We start from the raw sequence: 26589 nt of genomic DNA, 5'->3' as shown, positions 1-26589 counted from the left end.
TTAGCTCTCAGCTCTAGACTTTCCTTCACTCCGCTTCCGTCCAGACCAGAGTCGGCTCCGTCCTAGTCCCCGCCCGCTCCGTTCTGGCCATTCCGATCTCTCAACACTCAACTCTCATCCCTCAACTTTTCACCACCCTCCCCACCATGGCCCTTACTATCCGTCCCGCTTCCGAATGTCAGTTCGCCCAAGTTTCCCTCGGCGAAGTCATGCTCCGCCTCGACCCGGGCGAAGGCCGCATCCGCACCGCCCGCGAATTCAAAGCGTGGGAAGGCGGCGGCGAATACAACACCTCCCGCGGCCTCCGCAAATGCTTCGGCTACAAGACCGCCGTCGCCACCGCCTTCGTGGACAACGAAGTCGGCCACCTCGTCGAGGACTTCATCATGCAGGGCGGCGTCGCCACCGATTTCATAAAATGGCGCGAAGACGACGGCATCGGCCGCACCGTGCGCAACGGTCTGAACTTCACCGAGCGCGGCTTCGGCATTCGCGGCGCCGTCGGCAACCCCGACCGTGGCAACACCGCCGCCTCGCAGATCAAGCCCGGCGACTTCGACTGGGATCACATCTTCGGCAAGTTCGGCTCCCGCTGGTTCCACACCGGCGGTATCTTCGCCGCCCTTTCCACCTCGACCGCCGAAGCCACCATCGAGGCTGTGAAAGCCGCCAAGAAACACGGCGTCATCGTCTCCTACGACCTCAACTACCGCCCCTCCCTCTGGAAGACCATCGGCGGCCTCAAGAAGGCCCAGGAGGTCAACCGCGAGATCGCCAAATACGTCGATGTCATGATCGGCAACGAAGAGGATTTCACCGCCTCCCTCGGCTTCGAGGTCAAGGGCGTCGATCACGCCAACAACCAGGGCGCCATCGAGCTCGACGCCTTCAAGGCCATGATCGAGACCGCCGTGAAGGAGTTCCCCAACTTCAAGGTCGCCGCCACCACGCTGCGCCACGTCCACACCGCCACGGTCAACGACTGGTCCGCCATCCTCTGGCACGACGGCAAGTTCCACGAGAGCCGCCAGTATCCGAAGCTCGAGATCCTCGACCGCGTCGGCGGTGGCGACAGCTTTGCCTCCGGCCTCCAGTTCGGTTTCCTCGAGTTCAACGATCCGCAGAAAGCCGTCGAATACGGCGCGGCCCACGGCGCGCTCGCCAGCACCACGCCCGGCGACACCTCGATGGCCACCCGCAAGGAAGTCGAAAAGACCATCGGCGGCGGCGGCGCCCGCGTCGTGCGTTAAACATCCCGAACACTCACTCGTTCGTCTTCGAAGCCCGGGCCTAAAACGCTCGGGCTTTTTATTTTCAATCACCCGTCAGTGCGCGATTTATCAACAAGGGACATCATCCACCTACGCAAACTCCCGCTTGCGCAAATTAGCTGAAACTGACGCAATAACGATCACCTCACTCGGTTCATTTAACACCCCGAAAAGCTGACAGTCTCAAAGCATGAAAACCTTATTAGCGCTATTCTTGGCATTCACTTTCAGCTCTGCGATGGCCGACACCTACACCCTCTATTTCGTGCGCGGTGATGCTCACCTTTTCGATGGAGTCACGAACCAAAGCTTACGCGCTAAAATCCACAGCAGTGAGGCGGTGATGGAGATCTTTATTCAGACCGACAGTTCATCCTCAAAAGGCACGCTACAGACGTATAAGTTAGATTTCGTTCAAGAATGGGATGAGGCAGGCATCCCAAAATCAAACGGATCAAGAGACGTCGGCACAAAATTCAAGGTTCAGGAAAAAGGTGACGAAATTACCTATGAGTTTAGCGACACCCGATTGGAGAGATGGATTTCCATTTCGCCACCAAAGCCACTGCTTCAACCTGTATTCACCAGCCAGGAATCCAGCAGTCAGATTAGACTGAAAAAGGGAGAGATCATCGTGCTCAGTGGAGTTTCAGTAGATGAAAACCACAACAAAACCTCCCGTAAAATCAGGCGCTATTTCATCATCGAAAGAAGCTAAGCCAAAAAGAACTCCCCGCTTACAGCCATGCACAGTTACCCCAAATTCTTTCTCACCGTTCTGCTCATCGCAGTTCTTTCCCTTATCACCCAGGCCGAAGTCCCTACCGGAGTCACTCGCGTGCCCGTTGTTTTCTCAGGCGGCCATGAGACAGAACCCGTGGATCGCGGCCGACCCGTCAAACTCATCGCCGCCGCGCTGGGTGTGAAAGACGAGATCTTCCGCGAAGCGTTCAGTCATGTCCGTCCCGCAGGACCCGACAGCCACGGACCGACCGACGAGGAAGCACGTAAAAACAAATCGGCACTCATGAATGCGTTGAAGAAATACGGCATCACCGACGAACAGCTAAATGCCGTCTCCAACTACTACCGCTATCCGCCCGGCAGCACCCAGCTCTGGAAGCACACACCCGCCACCGCCGATGCACTGGTGAAAAACGGTGTCGTGATTGCCTATGAGATCACGCGTGGTGGCGCAGGCTACACCACGCCGCCCACTGTGTCGGTCCCCGGCATCAAGACAGCCACCGCCCAAGTCGAACTGTCGTTCGGCAAAGACATGGCGACCAACGGAGCCATCGCCGCCATCACGGTCCCGGCAGCACAAAAATGAACCGCCACTTACTCACGACTGCAGCAGTTCTCATCGGGCTGAACACCGGTCTCATGAAGGCAGAGTCGTATTATCCTGCGGTTAAAAGCTCTCTCCAGCAGTTCCCAGCCGGCTCCATTGATCGTATCCCGGCCCGCATTCGTTCGCTGTCCGAAACCCTCAGCGACGAGACATTCGAACGCATCACCATCGATCAACCGCCCGCGATTGAATTCGAATCTTTCGTGCCCGTCACAGCCCCGGCGGGAACGTTCATACCCGTTCCCCTCAAGTTCGTCCTCCAGCAGATCTCCACCTTCAACCTCTCCAAGCGAATTTTCGAGTTCACATTAAAACTCGGCAACTCGACCTACGCTTCGTTTGAAGAACTCAAAGTGGCGATCACCCAGCTACCCGCAGGCACTCAAATCACGTGGGACCCAGGATGTGACCGGATAGGTGGCGAGCCACTGCATACGCACTGGAAGGAGTTCAAAGCCCTTTGCGAAAAACAGGGCATTGTTCTCGTCGTCATTCCTTCAGGTTAAACTCCCCTGCCCCCAAAAATCTGCTTCTGTTTCACTCATGAAAACCTGCCCCCGCTGCTGGGAAACGTCGGATGATCAATTCGACACCTGCTGGCGTTGCTCGAGCCCACTGCCATCCGCCGGTGTGCCTGCTGAACCCGCACCCGCACCGGTTGCCGCCAAGCCGAAAGTCGAATTCAGGATTTTTCGCGGGACGTTTTCCACTTGGAATTCGCTCTGCACGGAGGCCGCCGAATTCGCCTCCACCGTCGGCCCGAAAAACCTGATCAGTATTTCCCATTCGGAAGACGACAACGACGGTGTCGTCACCGTGTGGTATTGGACGGACGACTACAGCCCCCTCCACTGATATGATTTTTTTCGTCTTCGTCATCATCGGCGTGGTCTTGATAATCCTGCTCGTCAAACCCGACCCCAAATCACGCCGCAACCGTTCATCATCACATGATAGCGGCGGCGGAGCAGATCACTCGCCCCACTCCAGTGATCACGGCCATACCCATCACGCCGGCTGCGCTCACGATTCCAGCAGCTCCGATTCGGGCGGCGACTATTCGGGCGGCGACGGTGGTGGTGGCGACAGTGGAGGCGGTGGTGACTCTGGCGGAGGTAGCAGTGATTAATTCACCTCTTTCCCGTGCGTTGCTTCTATCATCCCGACTACACATTTCCGCTGCCTGAGGAGCATCCATTCCCCATGGACAAGTTCTGGCGGTCGGCAGCCATGATTCGGGAAGCCGCTCCTTCGCACGTCACGATCCACACCATCGAACCCGCGCCCGAGTCCGCCTTGCTCCGTGTTCACACGCCGGCCTATCTCGAAAAAATCCGCACGGGTGCCCTCGATTCCGCCGAAGCAATCAAACTCGGTCTGCCCGCCGGCGAAGCGCTGCTCATCCGTTCGCGTCTCGAGGTCGCCGGCACGCTCGCCGCACTCGATGCCGCATTGACCGACGGTCTCGCATGCAACCTCGCCGGCGGCACGCATCACGCTTTCGCCGATCGCGGACTCGGCTACTGCGTGCTCAACGACGTCGCCATCGCCATTCGCACGCACCACACGCGCCACCCTTCCGCACGGATCGCGGTGATCGATACCGATGCCCACCAAGGCAACGGCACCCACGGCATCTTCGTCGACGATGACCGCGTATTCACTTACTCGATTCACGTCGGGAAAAACTATCCCGCGCACAAAACTCCCGGCCGTCTCGACGTAGAGCTCCCCCGCTACGTTCACGGCACTGATTATCTGGAGCAGTTGGAATCCACGCTTACGCCCGCACTCGACGACTTCGCGCCCGATCTTATTTTCTGGATCGCCGGCGCCGATCCGCACGAGCACGACCGGTTCGGACAAATGCGCCTCACCGATGCCGACATGGCCGCACGCGACCGCCATGTGCTCGATGCCGTCACCCGCCGCTGCATTCCCTTGGTCGTTCTCTACGGAGGCGGCTATAACCGCGACCGCATCCACACGGCGCGCCTCCACGCCAACACCGTTTTGCTCGCCGCCACCTACGCCACGCGCCTTCATTCCAGACAACTTACATGACTATCCTGCCTCGCCTGCTCGACTGGTTGTTTGCCCTCTGACCGACGCGACCCAGTGAACGCGCCGCAATCCTTCTGTCCGCTTTGCCAACGCCCCAACCAGTGTGATGCCACCGGTGCCGGCGGACACTGCTGGTGCTTCTCGGTTCAGATTCCCGCCACGCTGCTCGATCAACTCTCCGAAGAGCAACGCAACACGGCCTGCATCTGCCGCGAATGCATCATTGCATTCGCCCATAACCAGGATTCTGCCGCCCGCGACTCGTCCTCAACGCGCTCCCCCATCCAGCTGATTCTGGATTCATGGGGCTGATCGCCGGCAACCCAAAAGGCTCAAAAGCATCTGCGGCGGAGGAATTACCCGCACCACCCGCCTAAACTTGGGTCTGGACTGACGCCGCACCTCTCGTGTCCGGCGATTTCTCCATGTCCACACACTCGTTTCTGCGCGCTTCGATTTATTTCTTCGCTGCCATCGGCATTTCCCTCGCGCAACTGCCACTCCTCGCCGCGCTCCCGACCGATGCCCTTACTGGGAAAAACCCCGCGCCCGCCCAAGCCTCCGAAGCCGAATTGACGCCCACTCTCGTCACCGAGCGACGGGCCTCATTGCAAAAAGAGATCGACCGCACCCGCGTGGACTTCGAAAAGCTCCCCGCCAACCAGGCCGAAGATTCCACCCTCTGGTTAACCCAGGAGATCGTCCTGCTCGGCCGTATTGACAGCACCTACACCGAACAACTGCACACGCTGCAACACGCCGCCGATCTCGCCAAAGAATCCGCCGAACTCACTGACCTTGCGCAAAATCCCCGCCCGCCCGAGGTGCGCCTCAAGCCACCTCAAGGCCTTGTGCTCCTCGATCAGCTCTACGATCAGCGCGATTATCTCCTGCACGCGAAAGCCGCGCTCAAAACCGACATCGAAAATGTCGCCACATCGCTTCAAGACGCCCGCGACGATCTCGAAGCCAAGGACCGCCTCCGCCGCACCGCCAAAGAATCCGCGCAGGAATCCGCCAACCGCATCGCCACGCAAGGCGCGCTCCGCCTCGCCGAGCTCGAGTCGCGCCTCGCCCGCGAAACCATCGTTCTCCACGAAAAATCCCTCGCCACCCTCAAATTCCAGCAATCACTGCTGGCTCCTAAAATCGCTCTGCTCCTGCCTGATCTGGAATGGCTACACGCCCACCTCGTGATCGGTGAGAGCGACCTCGTCGCAGCCCAGGCCAAACAAGATAAACGCATCGCCGAGCTGGATCTCGAAATCGCCAAAACCCGCGAACTCTCCGAACAGGTCGCGCGGCTCGTCGTCACCGCCGAGCGTCGTGATTCCGCCGCCACCAAGAGCCCCGAAACCGATGCCGAACTCGAATCACGCCGCGCCGACCGCCAGACCGTTAATCTCATGCTCAGCGCCCTCACCGCGCAGCGCGAACGCCAGGCCACCCTCACCGACGTGCTCCGCAAACGCATCCTCGTGCTCACCGATGCCGGCTCATCCGCCGATTTCAAAACCACCGCCAAGGCCAACGACGAAGCCCTTGCCCGAATCCCGAAAGAACGCCGGCCGCTCTTCGCCGAACTGCGCAAAAATCGTCAGGAGTTGCAGGCACTCCAAGCCCGCCTGGCCGACTCAAGCTTGCCAGCTCGCCAGCAAGACTGGGTCTCCGACCGCGTGAAACATCTCACCGCCGGCGTCGCCATCAACGAACGAAACCTCGCGGACCTCACAGAGCTCGCCACCGCCCGCAATCGCCTCAACGAAGAACTCGGCGCGCGCGTGAGCACGTTCTCGTGGGGTGAAACGTTTACCTCCGCACAGTCCGGCATCGCCGCAGGGTGGAACTACGAGGTGTTCTCCATCGCCGACCAGCCCATCCGCGTAAACACCATTCTCACGGTCATCGTGCTCATCATCGCCGGCCACTGGTTCTCGCGTCGCACGAGCACCTTGATCGGCAGCGCCGTTTTTAAGCGATTCGGGATGAACACCGGCCGTCGCGCCGCCTGGCAAACCCTCTCATTCTACGCGCTGTTCCTCATCGTCCTGCTCACCGCCACCAATCTCTTTCACCTCTCCCTCACACAATTCTCGGTGGTGAGCGGCGCCCTTGCCGTGGGCATCGGCTTCGGCAGTCAAAACCTCATCAGTAATTTCATCAGCGGCATCATCCTCCTCGTCGAACGCCCGATCAATCAGGGCGACGTTCTCGAGATCAACGGCCAGCAGGTCACTGTCGAAACTATCGGTCCTCGCAGCACGCTCGTGCGCTCGCGCGACAACACGCACGTCATCGTCCCCAACAGCCGCCTGCTCGAAGAAAACGTCGTCAACCTCACGCTCTCCGACGACGTTATCCGCACCCGCATCCGCGTCAGCGTCGCCTACGGTTCACCCACCCGCGAGGTCGAACGACTCTTGGAAGAGGTCATGACCGGCCTCGAAGGCGCGATGAAAGAACCCGCACCCTTTGCGACCTTCACCGATTTCGGCGACAGCGCTCTCGCCTTTGAAGCGTCGTTCTGGAGCGCACTCGAAGGACGCAAAGATATCGAAAGCGAAATGCGCCACCGCATCGCGGAAGTCTTCACCAAAGCCGGCATCGTGATGGCCTTTCCTCAGCGCGACGTGCACCTCGAAACCACCAAACCGCTTCAGGTCGAAATTCTCGCATCCGCCTCCCCGGCCGCCCCGCCCAAGGCTTGAACGCAGGCCTTACCGGTGGGGCCTGGCCGCTTCACCACTCGCGAACATCGACCCTCACCTTCATCGTCGCCTGGCATTCGGCTGAGCCGATGAAGCTGCCCGCGATCGGCGGCGCATCCGCCGGATGCCTCGTGACGGCAACCGCGATGTGGTCGTGACCGGTCACGAGTCCGCTCGTCGTGTCGAAGCCCTTCCAGCCTGCGCCCGGCAGATAAACCTCCGCCCAGGCGTGGGTCGAACCGTCGTTTTGCACCGTGAGCGGCGAGTGCAGGTAGCCGCTCACAAACCGCGCGGCCAGACCGAAGAACCGGCAGCCCTCGATGAACAGCGTCGCGAAATCGCGGCATGAACCCCCGCGGAGTTTCAAAGTCTCGGCCGGCCGCTGCACTCCCGGCTCTTCGCGTTGACCATAGGTGAAGCCCTGCGCGATGGCCTTGTTCATCGTATCCAAAAGCACATATGTCTCGATCATCTGGCCTGGACGCCAGAACTCCTGCACCCAGCTGCGCACCGCCTCGCTGTCACTGGGGAAACAGGGCATCTGGTAGGGAATCATCTCCACGCGTTCCGACAGGTCGAAGTGGAAGGGAAACATCACCGCGCGCTCGTCCACATGGAAATTGAGCGGCATCACTTCGAAATGCTGGAGCAGCACTTCGCTGGTGATCGACAGTTCCATGACGGGCTCCGTAAACGTGACCACGCCCACCGAGTTTCCGTAAATATCGCGCTGCCATATCAAATCATGCGGGACGGAGATCACGACATCCGCCGTTTCGATGCGGATATCATGCCCGGCCCTCGGACGCAGCATCAGGCGATGCGGAAGCAGCGACACCGGTTCGCTGTAGGTGTATTGAGTGTTATGATTGATGCGGATTCTCTTCATGGTCGAAGCGTGGACAGGGACGTGAACTGAAAAAGTGGAATGGCGATTGACCATGATAATCACATTCGGAGCCGTCGCACGCACAAGAAACACCCTTGCCCGCGCTAAATCGACCGCTTTGCCTCCCCTTCATGGCGCAGCCCAACAATCCCCTTCACGGTGTCACTCTCGAAACGATCGTCACCGAACTCGTCGCGCGTCACGGTTGGGAGAAACTCGGGCACATGATCGACGTCCGCTGTTTTACGCACGACCCGAGCGTCAAATCCAGCCTCACCTTCCTGCGTAAAACTCCGTGGGCGCGCAAAAAAGTCGAGGATCTCTACCTGCGCGGGCTGCGCTGAGGCGTGCGCCGGGCGCGTGCAACGCAAAATCGTTCGCGTTGATTGATCGGGCGTTACCAAACGCCCTTGTCGTGGTCTGCCGTGGTGAAACCCTTCACCATCATCCTATCATGGCACACATCATCCTCGCGATTTATCTCATTCTGGTCGGCCTCAACATTCTGATCGGCCTCGATCTTCCGTCCTGGGTGCTCGGCTCCCTTGCTCTCGTCGCCGGTATTCTGCTTCTGGCCGAACGCTTCGGCATCACTGCCAAGCGCAAGTAATCCACCGCGCCGTCCCGTGAGCCGTCTGATGTCCGCGCCCGTTGGCGGGATCAGACGGCTGCACGTTTTTTAGACATACAGGTAAACATAGACCGCGAACACGATCGCGATCAGGCCCGCGCCGGCCGCGAGCGACCAGAGCAGGTTCCGCTTCTTGGCGGCCATTGCCAGCGTGCTGATGATGACGCCCATCTGGGCGCCGAGCATGCCAAAGAAAAACTTCTGGCTGCGCGCATGGTGACGCTCGGCGACCAGGTTGCTCTTGCGCACCTGCAACTCGTAGAGCCGCGCGATGCCCGCATTCAACTGCGCCTCTTGATCGTAGCGCATGCCATTAAAACGGAGTCGCGCCGCGACCGAACCGCCGGCTTCGATTTTTTTGAGCATCGGTCCGGTCAACGCATCATACGCGGCGGCATGTTCCTTGGCCGCGCGTTGTGCATCGGCGAGCATGGCAGGCGTGAGTTTAAACAACAGCGGTGCAAGCTCCGCCTCGGGAACTTCATCGCGCACAGCCTTCATCACCACCGCAAGCTCCGGCACGACCGCGGGCGCGGGTGGCGGAGTCGGTGCATCTTCCAACTGCGCGGCCACCGCTCCCAGCTGGGCGGAGAGCAAATCAAACGTGTTGCGCTGCATCTCGCCGCGCAGGCGCTTGGCCTGGAAGAACGCCCATTGATCGCCCGCCCGCGACTGGAGCTGCGCCGCGTAGGCACGCTCATATTGGGCCTTGGTCATCTCGCTGGACGCGAGGCCCGCGAGCAACGTGGCCACCACGGTCATGATGACGGGCGTGGCCCCGAGCAGCTTGCCCCACTTGTTGTCGGGGAGGTCGGATTTGAGGGCGTCAGGAATCTTGGTTTTCATGGAAGCTGCCGGATAGCGGCTGGGTTTAAAAAAATTAACCTTCGAAATCAGGGACCGTGAGACTGCGGCCATTATCCGCAGCGCTCAGTTTCAGGATAAACGGCGAGGCCACTTTCGCCCACGCTTCGGCCTTGGGATAATTGCCCGCACCCTCGCCCCAGCACTGGCGGAGCATATCGGTATCGATCACTCCTGGGTTAAGCGGCACCGCGACCATGCCGGAGGGCAACTCTTCGGCCAGGGCTTTCGTGAGTCCTTCAATCGCCCACTTGCTCGCACAATACGGAGCAACGTCGGGCGACACCCCGCGTCCCCAGCCAGAACTGAGATTCACGATCACCCCTTTCTTCGCCGCCACCATCGCGGGAACGAACTCACGAATGACGTTGGCCGTGCCCGTGATGTTGACGTTGACCAGTGTGGCGAACTCTTCGGCCGGCACGTTCCAGAGTGGCGCGGGCGTGTTCATAAGCCCGGCGTTGTTGATCAGGATGTCCGGCACCTCGCCGAAGCCGAGCACGCGTGCGCCCCACATGCCGACCTTGGTGGCGTTCGACACATCGACCACGTCGAAGCTGTGCGGCGCGCCGTATTTCATGCGCAGATCAAACACGCCTTCCGAGCCGCGACCGCAGCCCATCACCGTGTGGCCGAGACGAATAAATTCCTCGGTCAAGGCACGCCCCAGACCGCGCGTGACGCCGGTGATGATGATCTTCATGGAGTGGCGTCGCGCCGGGATGATCGTAAACCGGTTCAGCCGATTTTCAGCAGCTCGACATCGAACACCAGCGTGGCGTTGGGCGGAATCGCCCCGGGATAACCTTCGCGTCCATAAGCGAGCTCGGGCGGCAGCGTGAGTTTCACTTTGTCGCCGATCTTCATCGTGGCGACACCGAGGTCCCAACCGGAGATCACCTGCCCCGCGCCGAGCACGAAGGCGAACGGCTCCTTGCGATCCACGGAGCTGTCGAACTTGCCGCCATCGGTGAACCAACCGGTGTAGTGAACGGTCACCAGCTCGCCCTTTTTCGGGGTGCGTCCGGTGCCGGCTTTGAGTTGCTCGATCTTGATTTCGGGTTTGGCCATAAAAGGAATTTTACCGTCCGTGATTAGCCGTTGAACAGCTCAGCCTACTTTCACGAGAATCGTCTCGCCGCCAAAGGTCACGCGATCGCCACCCATGACTTTTTTTCGTTTCTGCGTCTCGACGGCGCCGTTGAGCAGCACTTCGCCTTCGCTGATGACCGCCTTGGCGGCGCCACCGCTTTCGGAGAGTCCCGCAAATTTCAGGAGCTGGCAGAGCTCGATCGGCTCGGCCTTGACGATGACGGTGCGGGGCGTGGTTTCGGAAGCGGACATGGTTTATTTGGAAACAGACTTGGGCTGGGTATCGGCGATCCGGATACCGTGTTTGGTAATCATGATGCGGCGCTCTTTAAAGAGTGAACCGATGGCCTGCTTGAACGCCTTTTTGCTCAGGCCGAACGCGGCGCGGATCTCCTCCGGCGTGCTATCGTCATGGAAAGGCAGACGTCCGCCGGCTTTCTTCAACGCGTCGAAAACCACCTCTGTGTTCACGTCGATGCGCTGATGACCCGCACGATCCAGACTCAGGTCGATCTTGCCGTCGTCACGCACCGCGCGCACGAAACCATCAATGCGCAGACCGATGCCCAGCGGAGTCGAAATGTCGTTATGATACAGCAGGCCGAAGTGCGCGTTTTCCACGATGGCGTTGTAGCCAAGCGGCGTTTCACCGGTGACGAGCAGATTAACCTGCTGGCCTTCGGCATAAGCCGGCAGCGTGGTGCTCAGGTGACGCTTCACGCGCATGCTCGCCACGATGCGGTCGGTCTTCGCGTCGAGATAAACGTAGACGACGAGCCAGTCGCCTTGTTGAACGCCCTCCTGTTTGATCTCGCGGATGGGCAGGAGCAGATCTTTCGAAAGCCCCCAGTCGAGGAACACGCCGATGCGGGGCGCGACGCTGACCACGCGCAAATACGCAAACTCGCCGACCTGTGCGTGCGGGATTTCCGTCGTGGTGACGAGCCGGTCTTCGGAGTCGCGGTAAAGAAACACGTCGAGGGTGTCGCCGACCTTGGCGCCTTCGGGAATGAGTGCACCCGGCAGAAGCAATTCGCCGTGCGGGCCACCGTCGAGGTAGAACCCGGGCGGCGCGGACTTGAGGACGGTGAGTTGGTTGCGTTTGCCGATGATGGCCATGTGTGCTGAGGAGATTGCCTGCCCCGCCCTGCCGTGCAACTGAGGATTGCAGCGAAGGCGATTTCCGTCGTGGCTGGGTGTTTACATGAAATCCGCCGTTCAGTTCGTTTTGCTGATGCTGGTCTGTCTGTTCGCCACCGGCTGCGCATCAACCGACACCAAAGTCGTCGAGAAAGGCCGTAATTTGAAGGACGTCCGCCGGTTCTTCGTGCTGCGCAATCTCAAGGACAACCACGGGATCGACGTGCGCATCGTGCGAGCCCTGCAAGCGCGCGGCCTCGAAGCCGAAAGCGGTCCCATCACGATGCTGCCCGACTCAACGCAAGCGGTGATCGTCTATGAAGACCGCTGGTCGTGGGATTTCTCCAACCACATGGTTTACCTGAAGCTCGGCGCGCGTGATCCGCAGGCGGTTTTCCCCTACGTGACGTCAGCGTATTTAAAGCAGGTCGCCTTCACGACCGAGGTCGATGAAGTGATTGCCCAAGTGGTCGGTGAGTTGCTCTCCGCCGGACGATAACCCCGCGCCCAATCTTGCGCATTAGCCGGCTCTCTCGCTAATCTTCCACCGATGTCCTCCCTCTGGCTCGCCAACGCCGAACCCACGACCGCCTGGGCCCACCAGACATGGAGCGACTTGTCCGCCCGCCCCAACAAGGCCCGCACGCTCGTCGTGTTACCGATCCACGGTTTCGCCGACCATGGTTTCGGCCTGCCGCTCAACACCGAGGAAACCGTGGGCTCCGCTTTGCTGCGTGCCGCGATCGTTGCCGGCGGCTTGCAACCGCACGTGCTGGTGCTCCCGCCTTTGCGATTCGGCGCGGCGCCTTACGCGCACACGCATTTCGGTGTGGATACCGAAACCGCCCTCGAAACGCTCAACGAAATCCTCGCCAGCGTGAAGGCCTCGGGTTTCACTCGCGTGCTCCTCTTTAACACCAGTCCGTGGAATGGCGAACTGGCCGCCACCGCCGCGCTCGACTCCCGTGTCTCCCTCAACCTGCGCACCTACGTGATCGGCGCCGCCAGCCTCGGACTCGGCTTTCATCCCACCGATGCCAACCGTCCGCACACCCAGGCGGTCGCCGCTCATCTGCTCGGTGGCACGCCCGCAACATTTCCCCTCTCCGCCGATGTGCGCGACACGGATTTCCGTCCTGGATATTTTGGTCAGCCCGCACCACTCACGCCCGATGCCACGCTGAACGGCGAACGCCTGTTCATTGAAGCGACCACCCGCCTCGTTGACCTGCTCGGCGAAGTCGTCGTGCACGACACCGACCTCGTGCTGCCGGTGCCCAAGCCGGTTGCCCCCGCTGCGGCGCTCGCATCGCCGCAGTCCCGCGAACTGGCCTCGCTCACCGCCTTCGAGCTGGCCGCGATTCCCGACAAAGCGCACGCCCTCGTCATCATTCCCACCGGAGCGATTGAACAGCACGGCCACCATCTTCCGCTCGGCACCGATGCCTTGCTCGGCCGCGTATGGTTGCAACACGCCTTGCCCAAGCTCGCCGCCGACGCCCCGGTCTTCGTCGCCCCGTCACTCACCTACGGCAAGAGCAACGAGCACACCGGTTTCGCCGGCACCATCACGCTCACGGCCCGCACGCTGCGCCGCCAGTTGCTCTCACTCGCCACGCATCTGAAAGCACAGGGCTTCCGCCAAATCGCCGTGCTCAACACCCACGGCGGCAACAGCGCCGTGATCGTGCCGGTGCTCCGCGAGTTGCAAAGCATACTCGGGCTCCGTGCCGGTATGTTAAGCGGTTATTATCGTCCGTCACAGTCGCCACAGGAAGCGTCTTTCGGTTTTCACGCCGGTGAATGGGAAACCTCTCTTCTACTCGCGACCGCGCCCGAGCTCGTCCACATGGACCGCGCCGTGTGCGAATACCCCGCCCGCACCGATGCCCCGGGCACCCTCCGACCTGAAGGCGCCGCCGCGGTGTTTGCATGGAAAACCTCCGACCTGTCGCAAAGCGGCGTGATGGGCGACGCAACGCTCGCCACCGCCGAAAAAGGCACCCGTTGGCTCGAAGAAGCCTCGACCGCCCTCGCCCGAAAAATCGAATCTTTGATAAGTTCGAGCTAACGCCAGATCGGGTCTGACTCAAACGCCTTCGGTTGATCCAGCAGCGGCCACACATCATCCACGGTAGGCGCCACCGCCAGCAATTCCGCCAGCCCGGCCGACTTGAATTTCTCGGCGACCATACGCTCGAAGAACCGCAACAGGTCATCGTAGAAGCCGTCTTGGTTGAGCAAAATCAGTGGCTTCTGGGTGAGGTTCAAATACCGCTCACTCATGATCTCGGTCATCTCTTCCAGTGTGCCGATACCACCGGGCAAGGTCAGAAACGCATCCGCGCGTTCCGCCATGAGGCGTTTGCGTTCACGCATCGTCGGCACGACCACGAGCTCCGTCGCCTCAACGTAAGCCAGTTCGCGCACCTGCATAAAATCCGGAATCACTCCGACCACCGTGCCACCCGCCTCTTTGACGCTGCGCGCCACCACACCCATGAGCCCTACGTTGCCGCCGCCATAAACCAGTCCCCAACCATGGGCCACCATCGCGCGGCCGAGCCGTTCACCCTCGGCGTAATACTTCGGGTCGATCTTGGTGCTGGAAGAGCAATAGACGCAAAGAAGCTTGGGCATGTTTTTTGAAACCACTAATGAGCACTAAAGAACACTAATTAAGACTGAAATTTTCGCGGATTAGTGCCCATTAGGGGTCATTAGTGGTTAATCATCTCTCTAGTTATCTCGGCCGTCTCGCCCCCTCGCCCACGGGCTATCTTCACCTGGGCCATGCGCGCACGTTTTGGATCGCCCGGCAACGCGCGCTCGCCGCCGGGGGTCGCCTGCTACTGCGCAACGATGATCTCGATTCCACCCGCATCCGCGCGGACTTTGTCGATGCCATGATCGAGGACCTGCGCTGGCTCGGCCTCACCTGGGAAGAACCGGTCATTGTGCAAAGCCAGCGCCTCGATCACTACCGCGCCGCACTCCGCCAACTCCACGCCGCCGGTCTGATTTTTCCGTGCCATCATTCCCGTCGCGAACTGGCCGAAGCTTCCGTCTCCGCTCCGCATGAAGGCGGCGATCACGATGAGCCCCTTTATCCGCCGTCATTTCGCCCGCCCGCCGGCACAACGTTGCCGCCGCTGGATGCCGCGGGCCTTGCGACCAACTGGAGATTTCGTGTGCCCGATGGCGAGACGCTCACCTTCGCCGACGGCCGTTGCGGACATCAGTCCGCGATCGCCGGCAAAGATTTCGGCGACTTCCTCGTGTGGCGCAAAGACGGCGTGCCCAGCTACCAACTCGCCTGCGCCGTGGACGACGCCTCGCTCGGAATCACCGAGGTGGTGCGCGGGGCCGACCTCATCAAATCCACCTTCCGCCAGCTCCTCTTGATCCGCGCGCTGGGCCACGCCGTGCCGTCCTATTATCACTGCCCGCTGATGCTCGACGACCAAGGCGAGCGCCTCGCCAAACGCCACGACTCACTCTCCCTCCGCATCCTGCGCGCCCAAGGCCTCACCTCCGCCGCCCTCCTCGCCTCGTTCGAGTCCGGCCAATCCGGTTTGTAACGTATTAAATTACAAACCGGATTGCGTCGCCCGTTTCACTTCGGGTTGCGCCACTGGGCCGGCAGCAGGGCGGCGGGACCGTGGTTGCAGAGTTGGTAGTAGCACCAGAACACGCCGACTCCGAGAATCAGCAGGAAGATCGTTTCGCCGACTTTACCGCCGCCCTGACGGCTGCCGCGTTGCAGGGTGTTGACCGCCATGGCGATTGTCGGCGCCACCACAAAAGCCACCAGGGACGCACCGCAGATGATCAGAAAAATCACCGTGAGCGTGCGCAAAAATGGCTCCGCAATCATCTCGGCTTTGTAGCCCACGAGGCTGTTCACCAAGTTGAGCAACAACAGACAGCACGGGAGCACGTAGTAATTTTTAAGGACGGCAGTCGTCTTGTTCATCGTGAAAATGCGGCGCTACCTGACTCGCGAGATGCCGGTCTCATGTCAAATGACCGGCACACGGTTGAGTTCACAACTCCGTGTATTTATCCGAACGGCCCTTGGATTTCTCGACCGGATATTTCGCCGCGTTGGCCGCCATCTTTTTCTCAATGGCTGCAGCGACGTCGATGCCCGTCATGTTGGCGAACTCGAGCGCGTAGATCACCACGTCGGCGAGTTCTTCTTCGATTTTTTGAATCTTCACCGCGTCCTGCGCGATGGTGCGGGAGGCCTCGGGCGTGGCCCACAGAAAATGCTCCATCAGCTCTCCCGCCTCGGCGGCCAGCGCCATGCTCAGATTCTTCGGCGCGTGAAATTGCTCCCAGTCACGCTCGCGCGCGAAATCCAGCACGCGGGTTTTAATCTCCGCCAGAGTCGTCGATGAATCGGTGAACGCCATGGCGGCAGGCTCGCCGCACCGCCGTTAAGAGGCAAGCACCGCGCGGTCACGTCCGCCGTTCTTGGCCGTGTAGAGCGCCTTGTCGGCTTCTGCGAGGAAGGCCGCTTCACTTTCGCCATACCGCGGCAGCGCCGCCACGCCCGCACTGATCGTGACCGTGATGGTGGTGTTTTTTCCAATAGTCATCGGCTTGCCGCGCATCACGTCGACCAGGCGTCGTGCCACGAAAAATGCATCCTTCGCCTCCGTCTCCATGAGGAGCACCGCAAACTCTTCGCCGCCAATACGGGCTACTCGATCAATCGTGCGCACTTCAGATTCCAGCACACGGGCTGCCGTCGCGAGCACCGCATCACCCGACGGATGGCCATAGGTGTCGTTGACTATTTTAAAGTGATCGAGATCCAGGATGATCAACGCCAGCGGATGTCCGAACCGGCGCGCCCTGTCCACTTCCTCGGCGAGCAACGCATCGAAGGCCCGGCGGTTCAGCAGGCCGGTGAGCGCGTCGCGCGTCGCCAGACGGCGCAGTTCACGCATGGCCTCGCCCAGCTTCAAACTGTAACGGATCGAGCGTTCGAGGACGCGTGGCGTGATCTCGCCTTTCACCAGATAATCCGAGGCGCCCGCCTCCATCGCCGCCGCATCGACTTTCTCGGAGGAGTCCGCGGTAAGAAAAATAACCGGCGTGTCATTCCCCTTGGCACGGGCTTCGCGCAACAACTCCAGTCCATCCCGTTCGCCGAGCTGAAAATCCAGCAGGCAGGCCGCATAGCCGCCCGTGAGTAATTTTTGCAGCCCATCTTCAAAGGTCGGCGCCCAATCAACCTCGAAGCGTTCCATGCGCGCATTGGCCAGCAACTGCTCCGTCACGCGAACCTGCAGGCGGTCGTCCTCAATGAGGAGAACGCGTTGGGGCGAAGTGGGCATGGGCGCTATAAACGCGATTCCATGCCCACCCGCTCAAGCCAAATCCTCACGCACTCTTCGCGTCGGGAGCCGTCCCGGTCGCCGGTGCACGCAGATCCACGATGATGCGCGCGCCGCGCTGCCAGCGGCAGTAAGACCACATCCAGCTGAGGAACACGCCGATGCGATTACGCATGCCGAGCAGGAACATCAGGTGCACCGACATCCAGAGGAACCACGCCGGAAACCCCTTCCAGCGAATGCCGAACACATACGCCACCGCTGCGCTGCGGCCGATCGTGGCCATGCTGCCTTTGTCCGTGTAAACAAACGCCGCGCGTTCTTTGCGATTGAGATCGGCGAGGATCTGGCGCGCCGCATGGCCGCCCATCTGCGTGGCCGCCGGAGCGACTCCGGGCACGCGCACGCCTTTCACATCCGTCAGCGCAACCAAGTCGCCCGCCGCAAAGACTTCGCGACGATCCGGCAGACTCAGGTCAGGCGATGGTTGCACGCGACCGCCGCGATCCAGCGTGGCACCGGTCAACGTGCGTGTAACCGGACTGCCTTCAACGCCCGCCGCCCAGATGGTCACGGCTGACTCAAGGCGTTGGCCCGAGACCACGACGTAGCCTTCGCCGACTTCGCTAACCGGCGAACCGAGATGCACCGTCACGCCCATTTTTTCGAGGCGCTTGCGCGTGTATTCAGACTGCTCCGGCGTGAACATCGTGAGCAGCTTCGGCGCGGCTTCCACCAGATGCACATGCGCACGGCTCGGGTCGATGCGGCGGAAATCATCCACCAGCACACGCCGCGCTAGCTCGGCAAGCGCGCCAGCCGTTTCCACACCCGTCGGGCCTCCGCCCACCACTACAAAACTGAGCAACCGGTCGCGTTCGGCCTGATCCGAAGTCGTCTCTGCGCGCTCAAAGGCGAGCAGCAAGTCACGACGCAGGTTCGTCGCTTCCGCCAGCGTCTTCAGACCCGGCGCGTGGCGCGCCCACTCGTTGCGGCCGAAGTAGCCGGTGCGCGCTCCGAGCGCCACGATGAGATAATCGTAGGCGAGCGCACCATGGCCGAGTTCGACTCGCTTCGCATCGAGATCAACGCGCAGGACTTCGTCCATGAGCGTGGTCACATTGTCCTGGTCTGACAGAATGTGTCGTAGGGGCTGGGCGATATCGGGACCTGCCAGTCCCGCGGTCGCAACCTGGTAAAGTAGCGGTTGAAAAAGATGATGATTCTGGCGATCCACCAGCGTCACCCGCACGCGCGGATCATTCAGCTGCCGGCAGGCCGCGAGACCGGCGAATCCGCCGCCGAGCACAATGACATGAGTGCGGGAATCCGTGATCGTTTCCGTGCTCATACGATGTTGAGGCCGGCTGCCTTCGTGATGCATGCGAAGCCGCGGTTTGTTGCGATGTGTAAGGACATGACTGATACAAACTCAAATGGCCGGAAACACGGCGCGCAACGCCTCTTTCCATAAAAAATTATCGGAGGCGCCGGCGGCTCCGGAAAGCGTCAGCAGCAGGGCATCATCCGCTCCGACAACATGTAAATGAAAACCATCTTCACGCAGGGTAACCGCCAGTCGTCGTGATGCCACCAGCCCAAGTTGGAATCGCGAAAGACCCTCGCCTGCCGTCAGCACGCCGTCTTCAGCAACAACCCGGTTCAGCGAAAATTCCCGACGATGGCACACCGCTTCCGTCACCAATGTGCAGCTGACCGATCCCTCGTCTTCCGACAGTCGCGTGAGCAGTCTCACGAGTTGATCGACATCATTGGAAACCAGCGCGGCTTGCGCAGGCGCGCGCGCAAAGCCGCCGCTTTCAAACGGTATTCCAACCACATCATCTTTGCCGGAATCCTCCAGCGTCACATCCGCCAGGAAATCAGCCCAGTCCGCAACCTGACATTCAGGCAGTGCGCAGACTTGTAGAAAATCCAGCCCGTGTTCGTTGCACACCTCGATGCGTCCCGGAGAACCGCAACAATCACAATGCGCCAGTCGCGCCCACGCACACTGCCAGTGATCGAAATGAAACTGAAGCGAACGGACCGCATCGGCCGCACACCGGCGCTGGGCGCACCACGAGAGCTGTGGCACCAGCGTGACCGCCACCATCCGCGCGTAGGCATGGCGCGTCTGCAACGCGACCGGACCGAGCCGCGTCATCGCGTTCAGCAACTTCACCCAGTCGTCCGTTACCGCGATGCGCCCTTCCGGCGTAGTGCGAAAACACCGGCTGATCCGCAGGCGTCCGGGCAGATCCAGAGAACGCGGCACGCCCGGCCTCGCGTGAAAATCATCAGGGACAAACATGATGTCTGAAATTTACGTATCCACTCAGGCACTTCGGCGGCGACGGGTCCGGGCGGCCTTTTCAGCGCCCGCAAACGCTCCCTGAACCAGCACGCTCACGCGAGCATCCGGACAAAAACACGCCAGACGGCAAGCCAGGCACCAGATCTGATTCTGACTGGAAGCGAGCTCCACCGGCAGATGCAACGTGAGCACGGGCTCGTTAACTCCCGTCTTGGACCGGCCGATGACGAGCGTCTTCACCACCAGCCGCTGCCCCGCATCGCGGGCGCAGAGTCCGGCGATCTCGGCCAGTGCGGCCGCCTGCGCCGAACGCGGCGCGGTGATTTCACAGATGATGGCGGGCAAGGAGGACATAAAAAATCTGTGCTGCTAAAAAGAGGAGCCGCAGCGCGACCAAGCACTGCGGCCCGTTGACCTTTACGACGATTCACCAATCCCGGCTCCGCTCAGCGGACGCCGGAAAAATAAACTCAAACCAACTGGCTTAGACGGCGACTTTGGCCGTGCGACGACGACGCAAGACGGCACCGGCAAGCACCAGTCCGCCAAAAATAGCGGCGTAAGCGGAAGGCTCGGGAACGGCCGAAACTGCAAATCCGGCATCAAGACGGATGTTGTCGACGGAAACATGATCCGCATTGCTGGTGATCGTGATGTTGAACGATTCCGAAGCATCAATATCGAGACCAGTCCAAGTCCACTGATAGATATTAAAATCAAGCTGGGAGCCCTCGTTCGAATTGCTCACCAAAGACTGAACCCCGGCCTGGCCGTCGATCGTGCTGATGGTGAAAAAATCGGCCCAGTTGCCACTGCTCGGCGCCGTATGCTTTATTTGCAGGGAGAACACGCTAAAATCCTGAACCGCCGTGACACTGAGCGTGATGTTAAAGGCATTGGGAGTAGGTCCGCTGCCGGAGTAGATTCGTAAACCGCCGCCCGCAGCCGAGCCACCGGCCATTGTTGACGCAAAGGTAGCCGTGATCACATCGGCATCCGTCTCGGCGGTGGAGAAAAAGTTATACGGAGCCGGAGCTGCACTCCGGGTGAAGTCCTCGAAGAATGCATAGCCGACGCCCGGGGTCGTCGTGGTTCCAAGCGGAGCCTGATTGACTCCATTCGTCGTAGCGCGGGCCGCCGTGGCGAAGCCCGCGAGAATGAGAGCGGCGATCGCCGCGCGTGAGAGGAGTGATGATTTCATAGTGATGTTGGAAAAATGGACTGAAAGGACACCGCTCAGGCCGCCGTGCGCTTGCCGCGACGCAAACAGGCCGCAGCCAAAATGATCGCCCCGGCGATCGCGGTGTAAGTGGCCGGCTCCGGAATCGCGCTGCCGGCAAACGTGTCGCTCAACGCGATCTGCACTCCCGTGATAGATGTATGCACCGGCACATTGGTCGTGATGCTGATGCCGGTGATCGTCTCGGTGACCGCCGATAAATCCCACTGCCAGCCAAACGTGTAAAAAGTCACATCGCTGCCCATCGCTTCGATGAAGAGCGTCGTCGGGCCACCGATCACCGATGAAAACGTCGGCGTCAGCGTGCCCGTGCCGCCCGAGTAGGTGTAAGTGAGCACGGGGCCGGCCGTGAGGGCGGCGGGCGTCGTGTTGTTGAAGGCCAGATATTGATCAAACGAATAGTCCGGATTGTAACCACCAGTGTATTGAAGAACCACATTGGCTATATCGAAACCGGCCGTCGTTCCCGCCGTGAAGCTGTAGTGCCCCATGTAAGAATAAAAACCCATTGACGCTTTGTAGCCGGGCGAAACCGGAGCGAGCGTGCCCGCGCCGGTTGAAGGCGTGAGCGCACTGTTGGTGCTGGACACGTTCGTCCATTCGACGAGTCCCTCGGTCCCCGGAAGATCGATGTCCTGCAAAAGCGTGGAGCTGGCGTGCGCCGCGCAAGCGACGAACGAGATGAGCAACACGCAAGCGGCGCGTCGCAAAGAATGAGTAAGTGTCTTCATGGTTTGGCTGATGGTTGACGAAAAAATTTGCTGAAAAATTGGAGATCCATTGCGCGATGCCTGCGTGCTCAAGGCATCGCCGCCGGCACATAGTTCGGATTGTCCGCACGGAAGGCCTCATCGGACCACCGGCGCATATCACGCAATTCTCCGGAGGTGTTCGTCTCCACGTGTCCGTCCAGATAAGCCACCACCGCTTGTCCCTTGTGCCGGAACGCCACGTAACCATAGGCGGCGTCCTGCGATTTTTGATCTGGGATCGAGGTCAGCTCGGCCGCGGGCCAGCCATACACCGGAGCCGCCACGCGCCAGAATCCTGACTTTTCGTTGAGTGTGCGGTCATGCGCCGAGACGAACGCAATCAGCTTGGCCGGCGATGCCGCCTGCGCCAAACGCCGGATCGGTGGGTCCACCATCATCGCACCACTGCCACCCACGAATTGTCCGTTCATGCCAAACGAGGGGCTGCGAATCAGCGCGTAGTCCCGCATCGTGCCAGGAGACTGCGTCATCAGCTCATCGTAATACTCACCCTGTTCGTCCAGATAGAGCGTGCCCTTGAATCGATCACCGAGATAAGCACGCAAACGATGCGGCCAGGCCGCCGCGGTGATCGCCAGCGTGATGACCTGGCCGGCCTCATTCGTCGACGCCTGGGAATAGGCCCCCGACTGGGGCAACAATACGCCTTTGTTGTCCGCGGGCGTAAGCAGGTAGGCCTGCATCAACGAACGCGCTGCAACGACCTCGCGCACCTTCGTGGCGGAACTACGCGCATGCCCGATGGCCGACATCGTCAGCGCGGTCAGAACACCGATGATCGCAATGACCGCAAGCAGCTCGACCAACGTGAATCCACCCACGGCGTGGCGCGCCAGACGACGGGCGGGCGCAAAGGCGGAAGAGTAGGATTGGTTGGCGGTTTTATTCATAACCCGGATGTCGGAAGGCGGGCGGGGCTACCCGGGGTTCTTCACTGAAATTGTGGTGATTTGGTTTTCTTGAAGGCTTGGGAGATAATAAGACTCACTCTCAATATATCAGAACAGCGGTTCGTTTTGCGGCTGATTGGATGCGGTTTTTTTGCCGGAAATTGCTGTGCAGCTCAGTGCATCCGCCTGTGCTGGCCCGGCGAATGGCCCAGCGTTTCCCGGAAAGCCCGGCTGAACTGGCCCAAGCTCGAATAACCCACCGCCAAGGCGGCTTCGGTGACATTGCACTCGCCCGTCCGCAGTAATTGCGACGCGCGCTGCATTCTCAACTGACGCAGGTAACGGCTCGTTGTCGTGCCGGTTTCCTGCGCAAAAAGACGGCTTAAATGCGGTGCGCTGATCCCGGCATTCGAAGCAATTGCAACCAGCGTCGGCGGAGACGCAAAATTGGCGTGTAACGCCGCCAATGCGCTCTGCACCGCGGGATGCAGGTAGCCTGACTTCTGATGTTTCTCGAGCACGGCGGGCGGCTGAAGAATGGCAAACAGCTCAAGAAGCTTCGCCCCATACCAAAGCGCGCGCAGCGGAGTGGCGGGCGCACAGCGCAACGAAAGCACCAGCGACTGCTGATCGGCCGTCATCTTAAACGGTCCGGCCATCGGCCATCCCTTGGTGCGACAGGTCGCGGCATCCACCGAATCCGACTGCCCCAACGCGCCGCGAACGATGCGCATATTTTCGATGTTAAAATGCCAAAGCAAAAACCGGAAAGGACGCGCACCATCGCGGCGCACCTTTAAGTCGGCCGAAGAGGAAAATGCGACCAGCTCTTGAGGACCCACTTTGCATTCGGTATCGCCTAGCTTCCATACGCTTTGTCCCTCGAGACCGATCGCGATCAGGAACATGCCTGGCTGGGTCGTTTCATCCACTGCTTCAAATGTCTCTTGATAAAGCAGATACTCCTCCAGCCGAAGGGACGCTTCGTCAGTTCGAAGGAGGACGTGGTGCTGAGCGGCATTGTCGGTCATTTGTGAAATCAAGACTCAGTCTCACTATACACCCCGGACGCTCCTAAATACTTCCTGTTTCTTGCGTAGTTTTGCCCGTAATTGCTAATTACGTATCAACCTATAAATCAGTGATTAACAGATCAATTAACCGAAACAAAAGACCATTCGATTGCAGCAATTCAACAAGCTATTAACATAATAAAATAATAATCAGTGAGTTAACAATTTAACATCACTCTGCCTTGATCAGCCTTTAACGCGTCTCAGCGCTCATAGGTAGCACATGAATAAAGGGTCTGCCCTGTCCTGCTATCTCCATAAACCGGCACTCGACGCCAAACACCTCGCGGATCCGAGCCGGCGTAAGCGCCGTGGCGATTTCACCTGCGGCAGCGATTCGTCCGTCGCACAGCAGGATCACTTGATCCGCATACGCGAGCGCCAGATTGAGATCATGCAGGATCGCCAGCACAGTCGCACCGTCGCGCGCAAAACGCTGTGCCTCCCGCAACGTGGAATGCTGGTGCGCGAGATCGAGATTTGAAGTCGGCTCGTCCAGCAGCAACACGCGCGTAGCTTTGCCCGTCGTCGCCGCGTCGCCAGTCAGCCGCAGCTCGTTCGCCCCCACCGGCTCCCAGATTTGCGCCAGTGCTCGCGCCAGATTCACCCGTTGTTTTTCTCCGCCCGACAACGACGGGAAAATCCGCTCACGCTTCCCCGCCATATCCACGCGTTGCAGTGCCTGCATCGAGATCGCGTGGTCGTGCGCCGATTCCATTCCACGCACATGCGGAGCCCGCCCCATCAAGACAACTTCATCCACGCGGAATGGGAACGTCAGCGAGGACTCTTGAGGCAACACGGCACGGCACTTCGCAACATCCTTGGGACGCCATTCCGACAACGGGCGTCCACCCAGCGATACTTGTCCGGCATCCGACGAATACTCACCCGCAAACAAGCGCAACAATGTGCTCTTACCCGCACCATTCGGACCGAGGATCACCGTCACCTTGCCCGCCGGAACCTCGCACGACACGCCATCCAGAATCGGGCGACCGTTGCGAATCACACGGATGTTTTCGGCACGCAACATGGCTCAGGCAAAATGGGTTTTACGCTGCGATTGCAGCAGTGCGAAAAACACGGGCGCACCCACGACTGCGGTGATCACGCCGATGGGAAGCTCCGCCGGCGCCGCCACGGTGCGCGCAAAAATATCCGCCCACGCGAGCAAGATCGCTCCGCCCAGCGCCGATGCCGGCAACAACCAGCGATGATCGGGCCCGATAACCAAACGCATCAAATGCGGCACGATCAGTCCCACAAATCCAATGCCGCCCGCCACCGAGACCGCCGCACCGACTCCAGCCGCCGTGGCAAAAATCAACGTGTTCTTCACCCGTTGTAGATCAACACCGAGATGCCCCGCCTCGGCTTCACCGAGCAACAGTGCGTTCAACGGCCTCGCATATCGCAACGAGAGCACCAGAGCCACGAGTAGAAACGGCGCGGCCACCGCCAGCTTCATCCACGACGCATGACCGACATTGCCCAGCGTCCAAAATGTAAACTGGCGCAACTGATCGTCGTCGGCAAAAAACAAAACCAGACCGATCAAGGCGCCACCGAGCGCATTGATCGCCACGCCCGCGAGCAGCATGAGCGATACCACCGTGCGTCCGCCCACTTGCGAACAACGGTGCATCACGACGGTCATCAGCAGGCCGCTCGCGAAGGCACACACCGGAAGCATCAAGCTTCCGAACACCGCCGACACTCCCGCCAGCGCAGTAGCGCCGAGTTTCATGTAGAGCACGCCGCCGACCGATGCACCGCTGGTGACACCGACGAGACCGGGATCGGCGAGCGGATTGCGAAACAATCCCTGCATCGCCGCACCGCATACCGCCAGCACCGCGCCGATCACGAGCGCCGCGAGTGCCCGCACCAGGCGGATGTCGAAGATCACCGTGCGCTCGACGCGCGAGAGGTCCTCACTCCGCCCGGTAAGGGCGAAAAAGAGATCTTGCCATGTAATCGACGCCGCACCGAGGCGCACCGTGCACAAAAATGTGCCACCGAGCGCGAGCACGAGCAGAATAAAAAACCACCGCCGTCCGCTCGCGCTCGTGATCATCTTTTCGGAAACAGTCTTTGCTTACTTCGTGTGAAGCATGCGCGTGACATCCAGCACCGCCTCGCCCATGCGCGGGCCGAAGACGAGATGATAGGTCATGTCGATAGGCTTCACGTTGCCTTCACGCATCGCACGGGAAGACGCCAGCCAGGCCGGTGCGTTTTCCATGGTCAGCGCGGTGCCGCCACCGTGCAGCGTCTTCGCATAGAGGATGAAGTCGGGATCGAGCTCCAGCACTGCCTCGGCCGTGACCGACTTGTATCCATTAAATCCTGACAGCGGGTTCTTGCCGCCCGCGAGCCCGATCAGACCGGTCGCCGCGGTGTTGTCACCCGCGGCTTGCAAGGCGCCGCCACTGATGCCCATGACAAAGATGACCCGCGGCGTGCGGCCCGAGGCCTTGGCCAGCGCGGCGGCCTCGGCGAATTGTGCGCGTAGTTTTTCAACCAAAACCGCAGCCTGCTCGGAACGGCCCACGGCGGCGCCGACTTGCTCGATCATGACGGCGGTGTTTTCCGCCGAAGGACGCGCCGTCAGGTGCACGAATTTGGCTCCTGAGTTTTTCAGCAACTGAACCTGGGATTCCGGACCCGTGCCAAAATCAGCGATGATCACCGTGGGATTCTGCGCGAGCACACCCTCGGCGCTGATCGTGCGGAAGTAGCCCACGTCGGGCAGCGCAGCCGCCGCCGCCGGATACAGGCTGGAGGCATCACGCGCCACCAACGCATCACCGGCGCCAAGCGCAAACACCGTCTCGGTGACGGGAGCGCCCAGCGTGACGATACGCTCGGCCGAGAAAACCACGGATGCGGGCGCCAGTAGCGCGATAAAAAAGGAGCGAAGGGAATACAT

Annotated in this window: 34 protein-coding genes; 14 read left to right on the top strand and 20 right to left on the bottom strand. The window is 60.4% G+C overall.

All coding sequences use genetic code 11. From position 1 onward, the window contains the following. The first annotated feature begins 146 nt into the window (after positions 1-146). From FPL22_RS00545 to FPL22_RS00505, 9 genes are all read left to right on the top strand, one after another. Positions 147-1250, top strand: coding sequence for a sugar kinase (locus tag FPL22_RS00545; RefSeq protein WP_144228170.1), 1104 nt, complete (start codon positions 147-149; stop codon positions 1248-1250). A gap of 211 nt (positions 1251-1461) precedes the next feature. Beyond that, positions 1462-1989: a type II and III secretion system protein gene (locus FPL22_RS00540; protein WP_144228169.1), complete on the top strand. Its 528-nt coding sequence runs from the start codon at positions 1462-1464 to the stop codon at positions 1987-1989. 27 nt (positions 1990-2016) lie between these two features. After that, on the top strand, positions 2017-2604 hold the full coding sequence (locus FPL22_RS00535) for a hypothetical protein (protein ID WP_144228168.1): 588 nt from the start codon (positions 2017-2019) through the stop codon (positions 2602-2604). Beyond that, positions 2601-3131 (top strand): hypothetical protein, encoded by a 531-nt coding sequence (locus tag FPL22_RS00530; RefSeq protein ID WP_144228167.1) that lies wholly within the window; start codon positions 2601-2603, stop codon positions 3129-3131. The genes FPL22_RS00535 and FPL22_RS00530 overlap by 4 nt, the downstream gene beginning before the upstream one ends. 37 nt (positions 3132-3168) lie before the next feature. Next, positions 3169-3480: a hypothetical protein gene (locus tag FPL22_RS00525; protein ID WP_144228166.1), complete on the top strand. Its 312-nt coding sequence runs from the start codon at positions 3169-3171 to the stop codon at positions 3478-3480. A 1-nt stretch (position 3481) separates the two neighbouring features. Continuing rightward, positions 3482-3754: a hypothetical protein gene (locus FPL22_RS00520; RefSeq protein ID WP_144228165.1), complete on the top strand. Its 273-nt coding sequence runs from the start codon at positions 3482-3484 to the stop codon at positions 3752-3754. A 14-nt stretch (positions 3755-3768) separates the two neighbouring features. After that, positions 3769-4689 carry a histone deacetylase family protein gene (locus tag FPL22_RS00515; RefSeq protein WP_144228164.1) on the top strand — a complete coding sequence of 307 codons (921 nt, stop codon included), beginning with the start codon at positions 3769-3771 and terminating at the stop codon, positions 4687-4689. A 54-nt stretch (positions 4690-4743) separates the two neighbouring features. Then, a complete protein-coding gene (locus tag FPL22_RS00510) occupies positions 4744-5001 on the top strand; it encodes a cysteine-rich CWC family protein (RefSeq protein ID WP_144228163.1) in 258 nt (85 codons plus the stop codon). 113 nt (positions 5002-5114) lie between these two features. Continuing rightward, positions 5115-7397 (top strand): mechanosensitive ion channel domain-containing protein, encoded by a 2283-nt coding sequence (locus FPL22_RS00505; protein ID WP_144228162.1) that lies wholly within the window; start codon positions 5115-5117, stop codon positions 7395-7397. Between the two features lie 31 nt (positions 7398-7428). Here the strand turns inward: FPL22_RS00505 and FPL22_RS00500 are convergent, their stop codons facing one another. Then, positions 7429-8286: a transglutaminase family protein gene (locus FPL22_RS00500; protein WP_144228161.1), complete on the bottom strand. Its 858-nt coding sequence runs from the start codon at positions 8284-8286 to the stop codon at positions 7429-7431. 131 nt (positions 8287-8417) lie between these two features. Between FPL22_RS00500 and FPL22_RS00495 the strand changes: the two genes are divergently transcribed. Beyond that, entirely contained in the window at positions 8418-8630 is a 213-nt protein-coding gene (locus FPL22_RS00495) for a VF530 family protein (RefSeq protein ID WP_144228160.1), read from the top strand. Between the two features lie 110 nt (positions 8631-8740). Further along, positions 8741-8896, top strand: a complete 156-nt coding sequence (locus FPL22_RS17770) for a hypothetical protein (protein WP_203235089.1) — start codon at positions 8741-8743, stop codon at positions 8894-8896. A gap of 69 nt (positions 8897-8965) precedes the next feature. On the opposite strand, the gene FPL22_RS00490 is transcribed toward FPL22_RS17770, so the two are convergent. Genes FPL22_RS00490 through FPL22_RS00470 form a run of 5 tightly spaced genes read right to left on the bottom strand, consistent with a single transcriptional unit; the run spans position 8966 to position 11992 of the window. After that, a complete protein-coding gene (locus FPL22_RS00490; RefSeq protein WP_162525142.1) occupies positions 8966-9763 on the bottom strand; it encodes a DUF4337 family protein in 798 nt (265 codons plus the stop codon). A 34-nt stretch (positions 9764-9797) separates the two neighbouring features. Then, entirely contained in the window at positions 9798-10484 is a 687-nt protein-coding gene (locus tag FPL22_RS00485; RefSeq protein ID WP_144228158.1) for an SDR family oxidoreductase, read from the bottom strand. A gap of 35 nt (positions 10485-10519) precedes the next feature. After that, positions 10520-10852, bottom strand: coding sequence for an FKBP-type peptidyl-prolyl cis-trans isomerase (locus tag FPL22_RS00480; protein WP_144228157.1), 333 nt, complete (start codon positions 10850-10852; stop codon positions 10520-10522). A gap of 39 nt (positions 10853-10891) precedes the next feature. Next, positions 10892-11125 (bottom strand): RNA-binding S4 domain-containing protein, encoded by a 234-nt coding sequence (locus FPL22_RS00475; protein ID WP_144228156.1) that lies wholly within the window; start codon positions 11123-11125, stop codon positions 10892-10894. A 3-nt stretch (positions 11126-11128) separates the two neighbouring features. Beyond that, positions 11129-11992 carry a CvfB family protein gene (locus tag FPL22_RS00470; RefSeq protein WP_144228155.1) on the bottom strand — a complete coding sequence of 288 codons (864 nt, stop codon included), beginning with the start codon at positions 11990-11992 and terminating at the stop codon, positions 11129-11131. Between the two features lie 85 nt (positions 11993-12077). On the opposite strand from FPL22_RS00470, the gene FPL22_RS00465 reads away from it, so the two are divergent. Together FPL22_RS00465 and FPL22_RS00460 are read left to right on the top strand one after the other, a co-directional pair. Continuing rightward, positions 12078-12512 (top strand): hypothetical protein, encoded by a 435-nt coding sequence (locus FPL22_RS00465; RefSeq protein WP_144228154.1) that lies wholly within the window; start codon positions 12078-12080, stop codon positions 12510-12512. Between the two features lie 51 nt (positions 12513-12563). After that, on the top strand, positions 12564-14084 hold the full coding sequence (locus tag FPL22_RS00460; RefSeq protein ID WP_144228153.1) for a creatininase family protein: 1521 nt from the start codon (positions 12564-12566) through the stop codon (positions 14082-14084). Here the strand turns inward: FPL22_RS00460 and FPL22_RS00455 are convergent. After that, positions 14081-14653 (bottom strand): LOG family protein, encoded by a 573-nt coding sequence (locus FPL22_RS00455; protein ID WP_144228152.1) that lies wholly within the window; start codon positions 14651-14653, stop codon positions 14081-14083. The two genes, FPL22_RS00460 and FPL22_RS00455, sit on opposite strands and share 4 nt — an antisense overlap. Before the next feature lie 83 nt (positions 14654-14736). Between FPL22_RS00455 and gluQRS the strand changes: the two genes are divergently transcribed. After that, a complete protein-coding gene (gluQRS, locus tag FPL22_RS00450; protein WP_144228151.1) occupies positions 14737-15594 on the top strand; it encodes a tRNA glutamyl-Q(34) synthetase GluQRS in 858 nt (285 codons plus the stop codon). A gap of 35 nt (positions 15595-15629) precedes the next feature. Here the strand turns inward: gluQRS and FPL22_RS00445 are convergent, their stop codons facing one another. The 13 genes from FPL22_RS00445 to FPL22_RS00385 all read right to left on the bottom strand — a co-directional run bounded on the left by FPL22_RS00445 (position 15630) and on the right by FPL22_RS00385 (position 26589). Beyond that, positions 15630-15989: a hypothetical protein gene (locus tag FPL22_RS00445; RefSeq protein ID WP_144228150.1), complete on the bottom strand. Its 360-nt coding sequence runs from the start codon at positions 15987-15989 to the stop codon at positions 15630-15632. Between the two features lie 70 nt (positions 15990-16059). Further along, entirely contained in the window at positions 16060-16431 is a 372-nt protein-coding gene (locus FPL22_RS00440; protein ID WP_144228149.1) for a nucleotide pyrophosphohydrolase, read from the bottom strand. Between the two features lie 24 nt (positions 16432-16455). After that, a complete protein-coding gene (locus tag FPL22_RS00435) occupies positions 16456-17361 on the bottom strand; it encodes a GGDEF domain-containing response regulator (RefSeq protein ID WP_144228148.1) in 906 nt (301 codons plus the stop codon). Positions 17362-17407: 46 nt separating this feature from the next. Continuing rightward, positions 17408-18712, bottom strand: coding sequence for an NAD(P)/FAD-dependent oxidoreductase (locus FPL22_RS00430; protein ID WP_144228147.1), 1305 nt, complete (start codon positions 18710-18712; stop codon positions 17408-17410). An 81-nt stretch (positions 18713-18793) separates the two neighbouring features. Further along, positions 18794-19675, bottom strand: coding sequence for a hypothetical protein (locus FPL22_RS00425; RefSeq protein ID WP_144228146.1), 882 nt, complete (start codon positions 19673-19675; stop codon positions 18794-18796). Positions 19676-19699: 24 nt separating this feature from the next. Beyond that, positions 19700-20032 carry a hypothetical protein gene (locus FPL22_RS00420; protein ID WP_144228145.1) on the bottom strand — a complete coding sequence of 111 codons (333 nt, stop codon included), beginning with the start codon at positions 20030-20032 and terminating at the stop codon, positions 19700-19702. A 130-nt stretch (positions 20033-20162) separates the two neighbouring features. Then, complete coding sequence (locus FPL22_RS00415) at positions 20163-20879, bottom strand: PEP-CTERM sorting domain-containing protein (RefSeq protein WP_144228144.1); 717 nt, start codon at positions 20877-20879, stop codon at positions 20163-20165. 35 nt (positions 20880-20914) lie between these two features. Then, positions 20915-21649: a hypothetical protein gene (locus tag FPL22_RS00410; protein ID WP_144228143.1), complete on the bottom strand. Its 735-nt coding sequence runs from the start codon at positions 21647-21649 to the stop codon at positions 20915-20917. 68 nt (positions 21650-21717) lie between these two features. Beyond that, a complete protein-coding gene (locus FPL22_RS00405; RefSeq protein WP_144228142.1) occupies positions 21718-22581 on the bottom strand; it encodes a type II secretion system protein in 864 nt (287 codons plus the stop codon). Between the two features lie 173 nt (positions 22582-22754). Continuing rightward, the gene (locus FPL22_RS00400) at positions 22755-23612 is read right to left on the bottom strand and encodes a helix-turn-helix domain-containing protein (protein ID WP_144228141.1); all 858 of its coding nucleotides are present in this window, start codon (positions 23610-23612) and stop codon (positions 22755-22757) included. Between the two features lie 235 nt (positions 23613-23847). After that, positions 23848-24690, bottom strand: a complete 843-nt coding sequence (locus tag FPL22_RS00395) for a heme ABC transporter ATP-binding protein (RefSeq protein ID WP_144228140.1) — start codon at positions 24688-24690, stop codon at positions 23848-23850. Positions 24691-24693: 3 nt separating this feature from the next. After that, on the bottom strand, positions 24694-25734 hold the full coding sequence (locus FPL22_RS00390) for a FecCD family ABC transporter permease (protein WP_144228139.1): 1041 nt from the start codon (positions 25732-25734) through the stop codon (positions 24694-24696). 21 nt (positions 25735-25755) lie between these two features. Further along, positions 25756-26589 (bottom strand): heme/hemin ABC transporter substrate-binding protein, encoded by an 834-nt coding sequence (locus FPL22_RS00385; protein WP_144228138.1) that lies wholly within the window; start codon positions 26587-26589, stop codon positions 25756-25758.

The organism is Rariglobus hedericola, assembly GCF_007559335.1.
Classification (GTDB): Bacteria; Verrucomicrobiota; Verrucomicrobiia; order Opitutales; family Opitutaceae; genus Rariglobus; species Rariglobus hedericola.
Note: the sequence above shows the minus strand (reverse complement) of the source record. Positions and strands in the feature narration are given on the sequence as shown.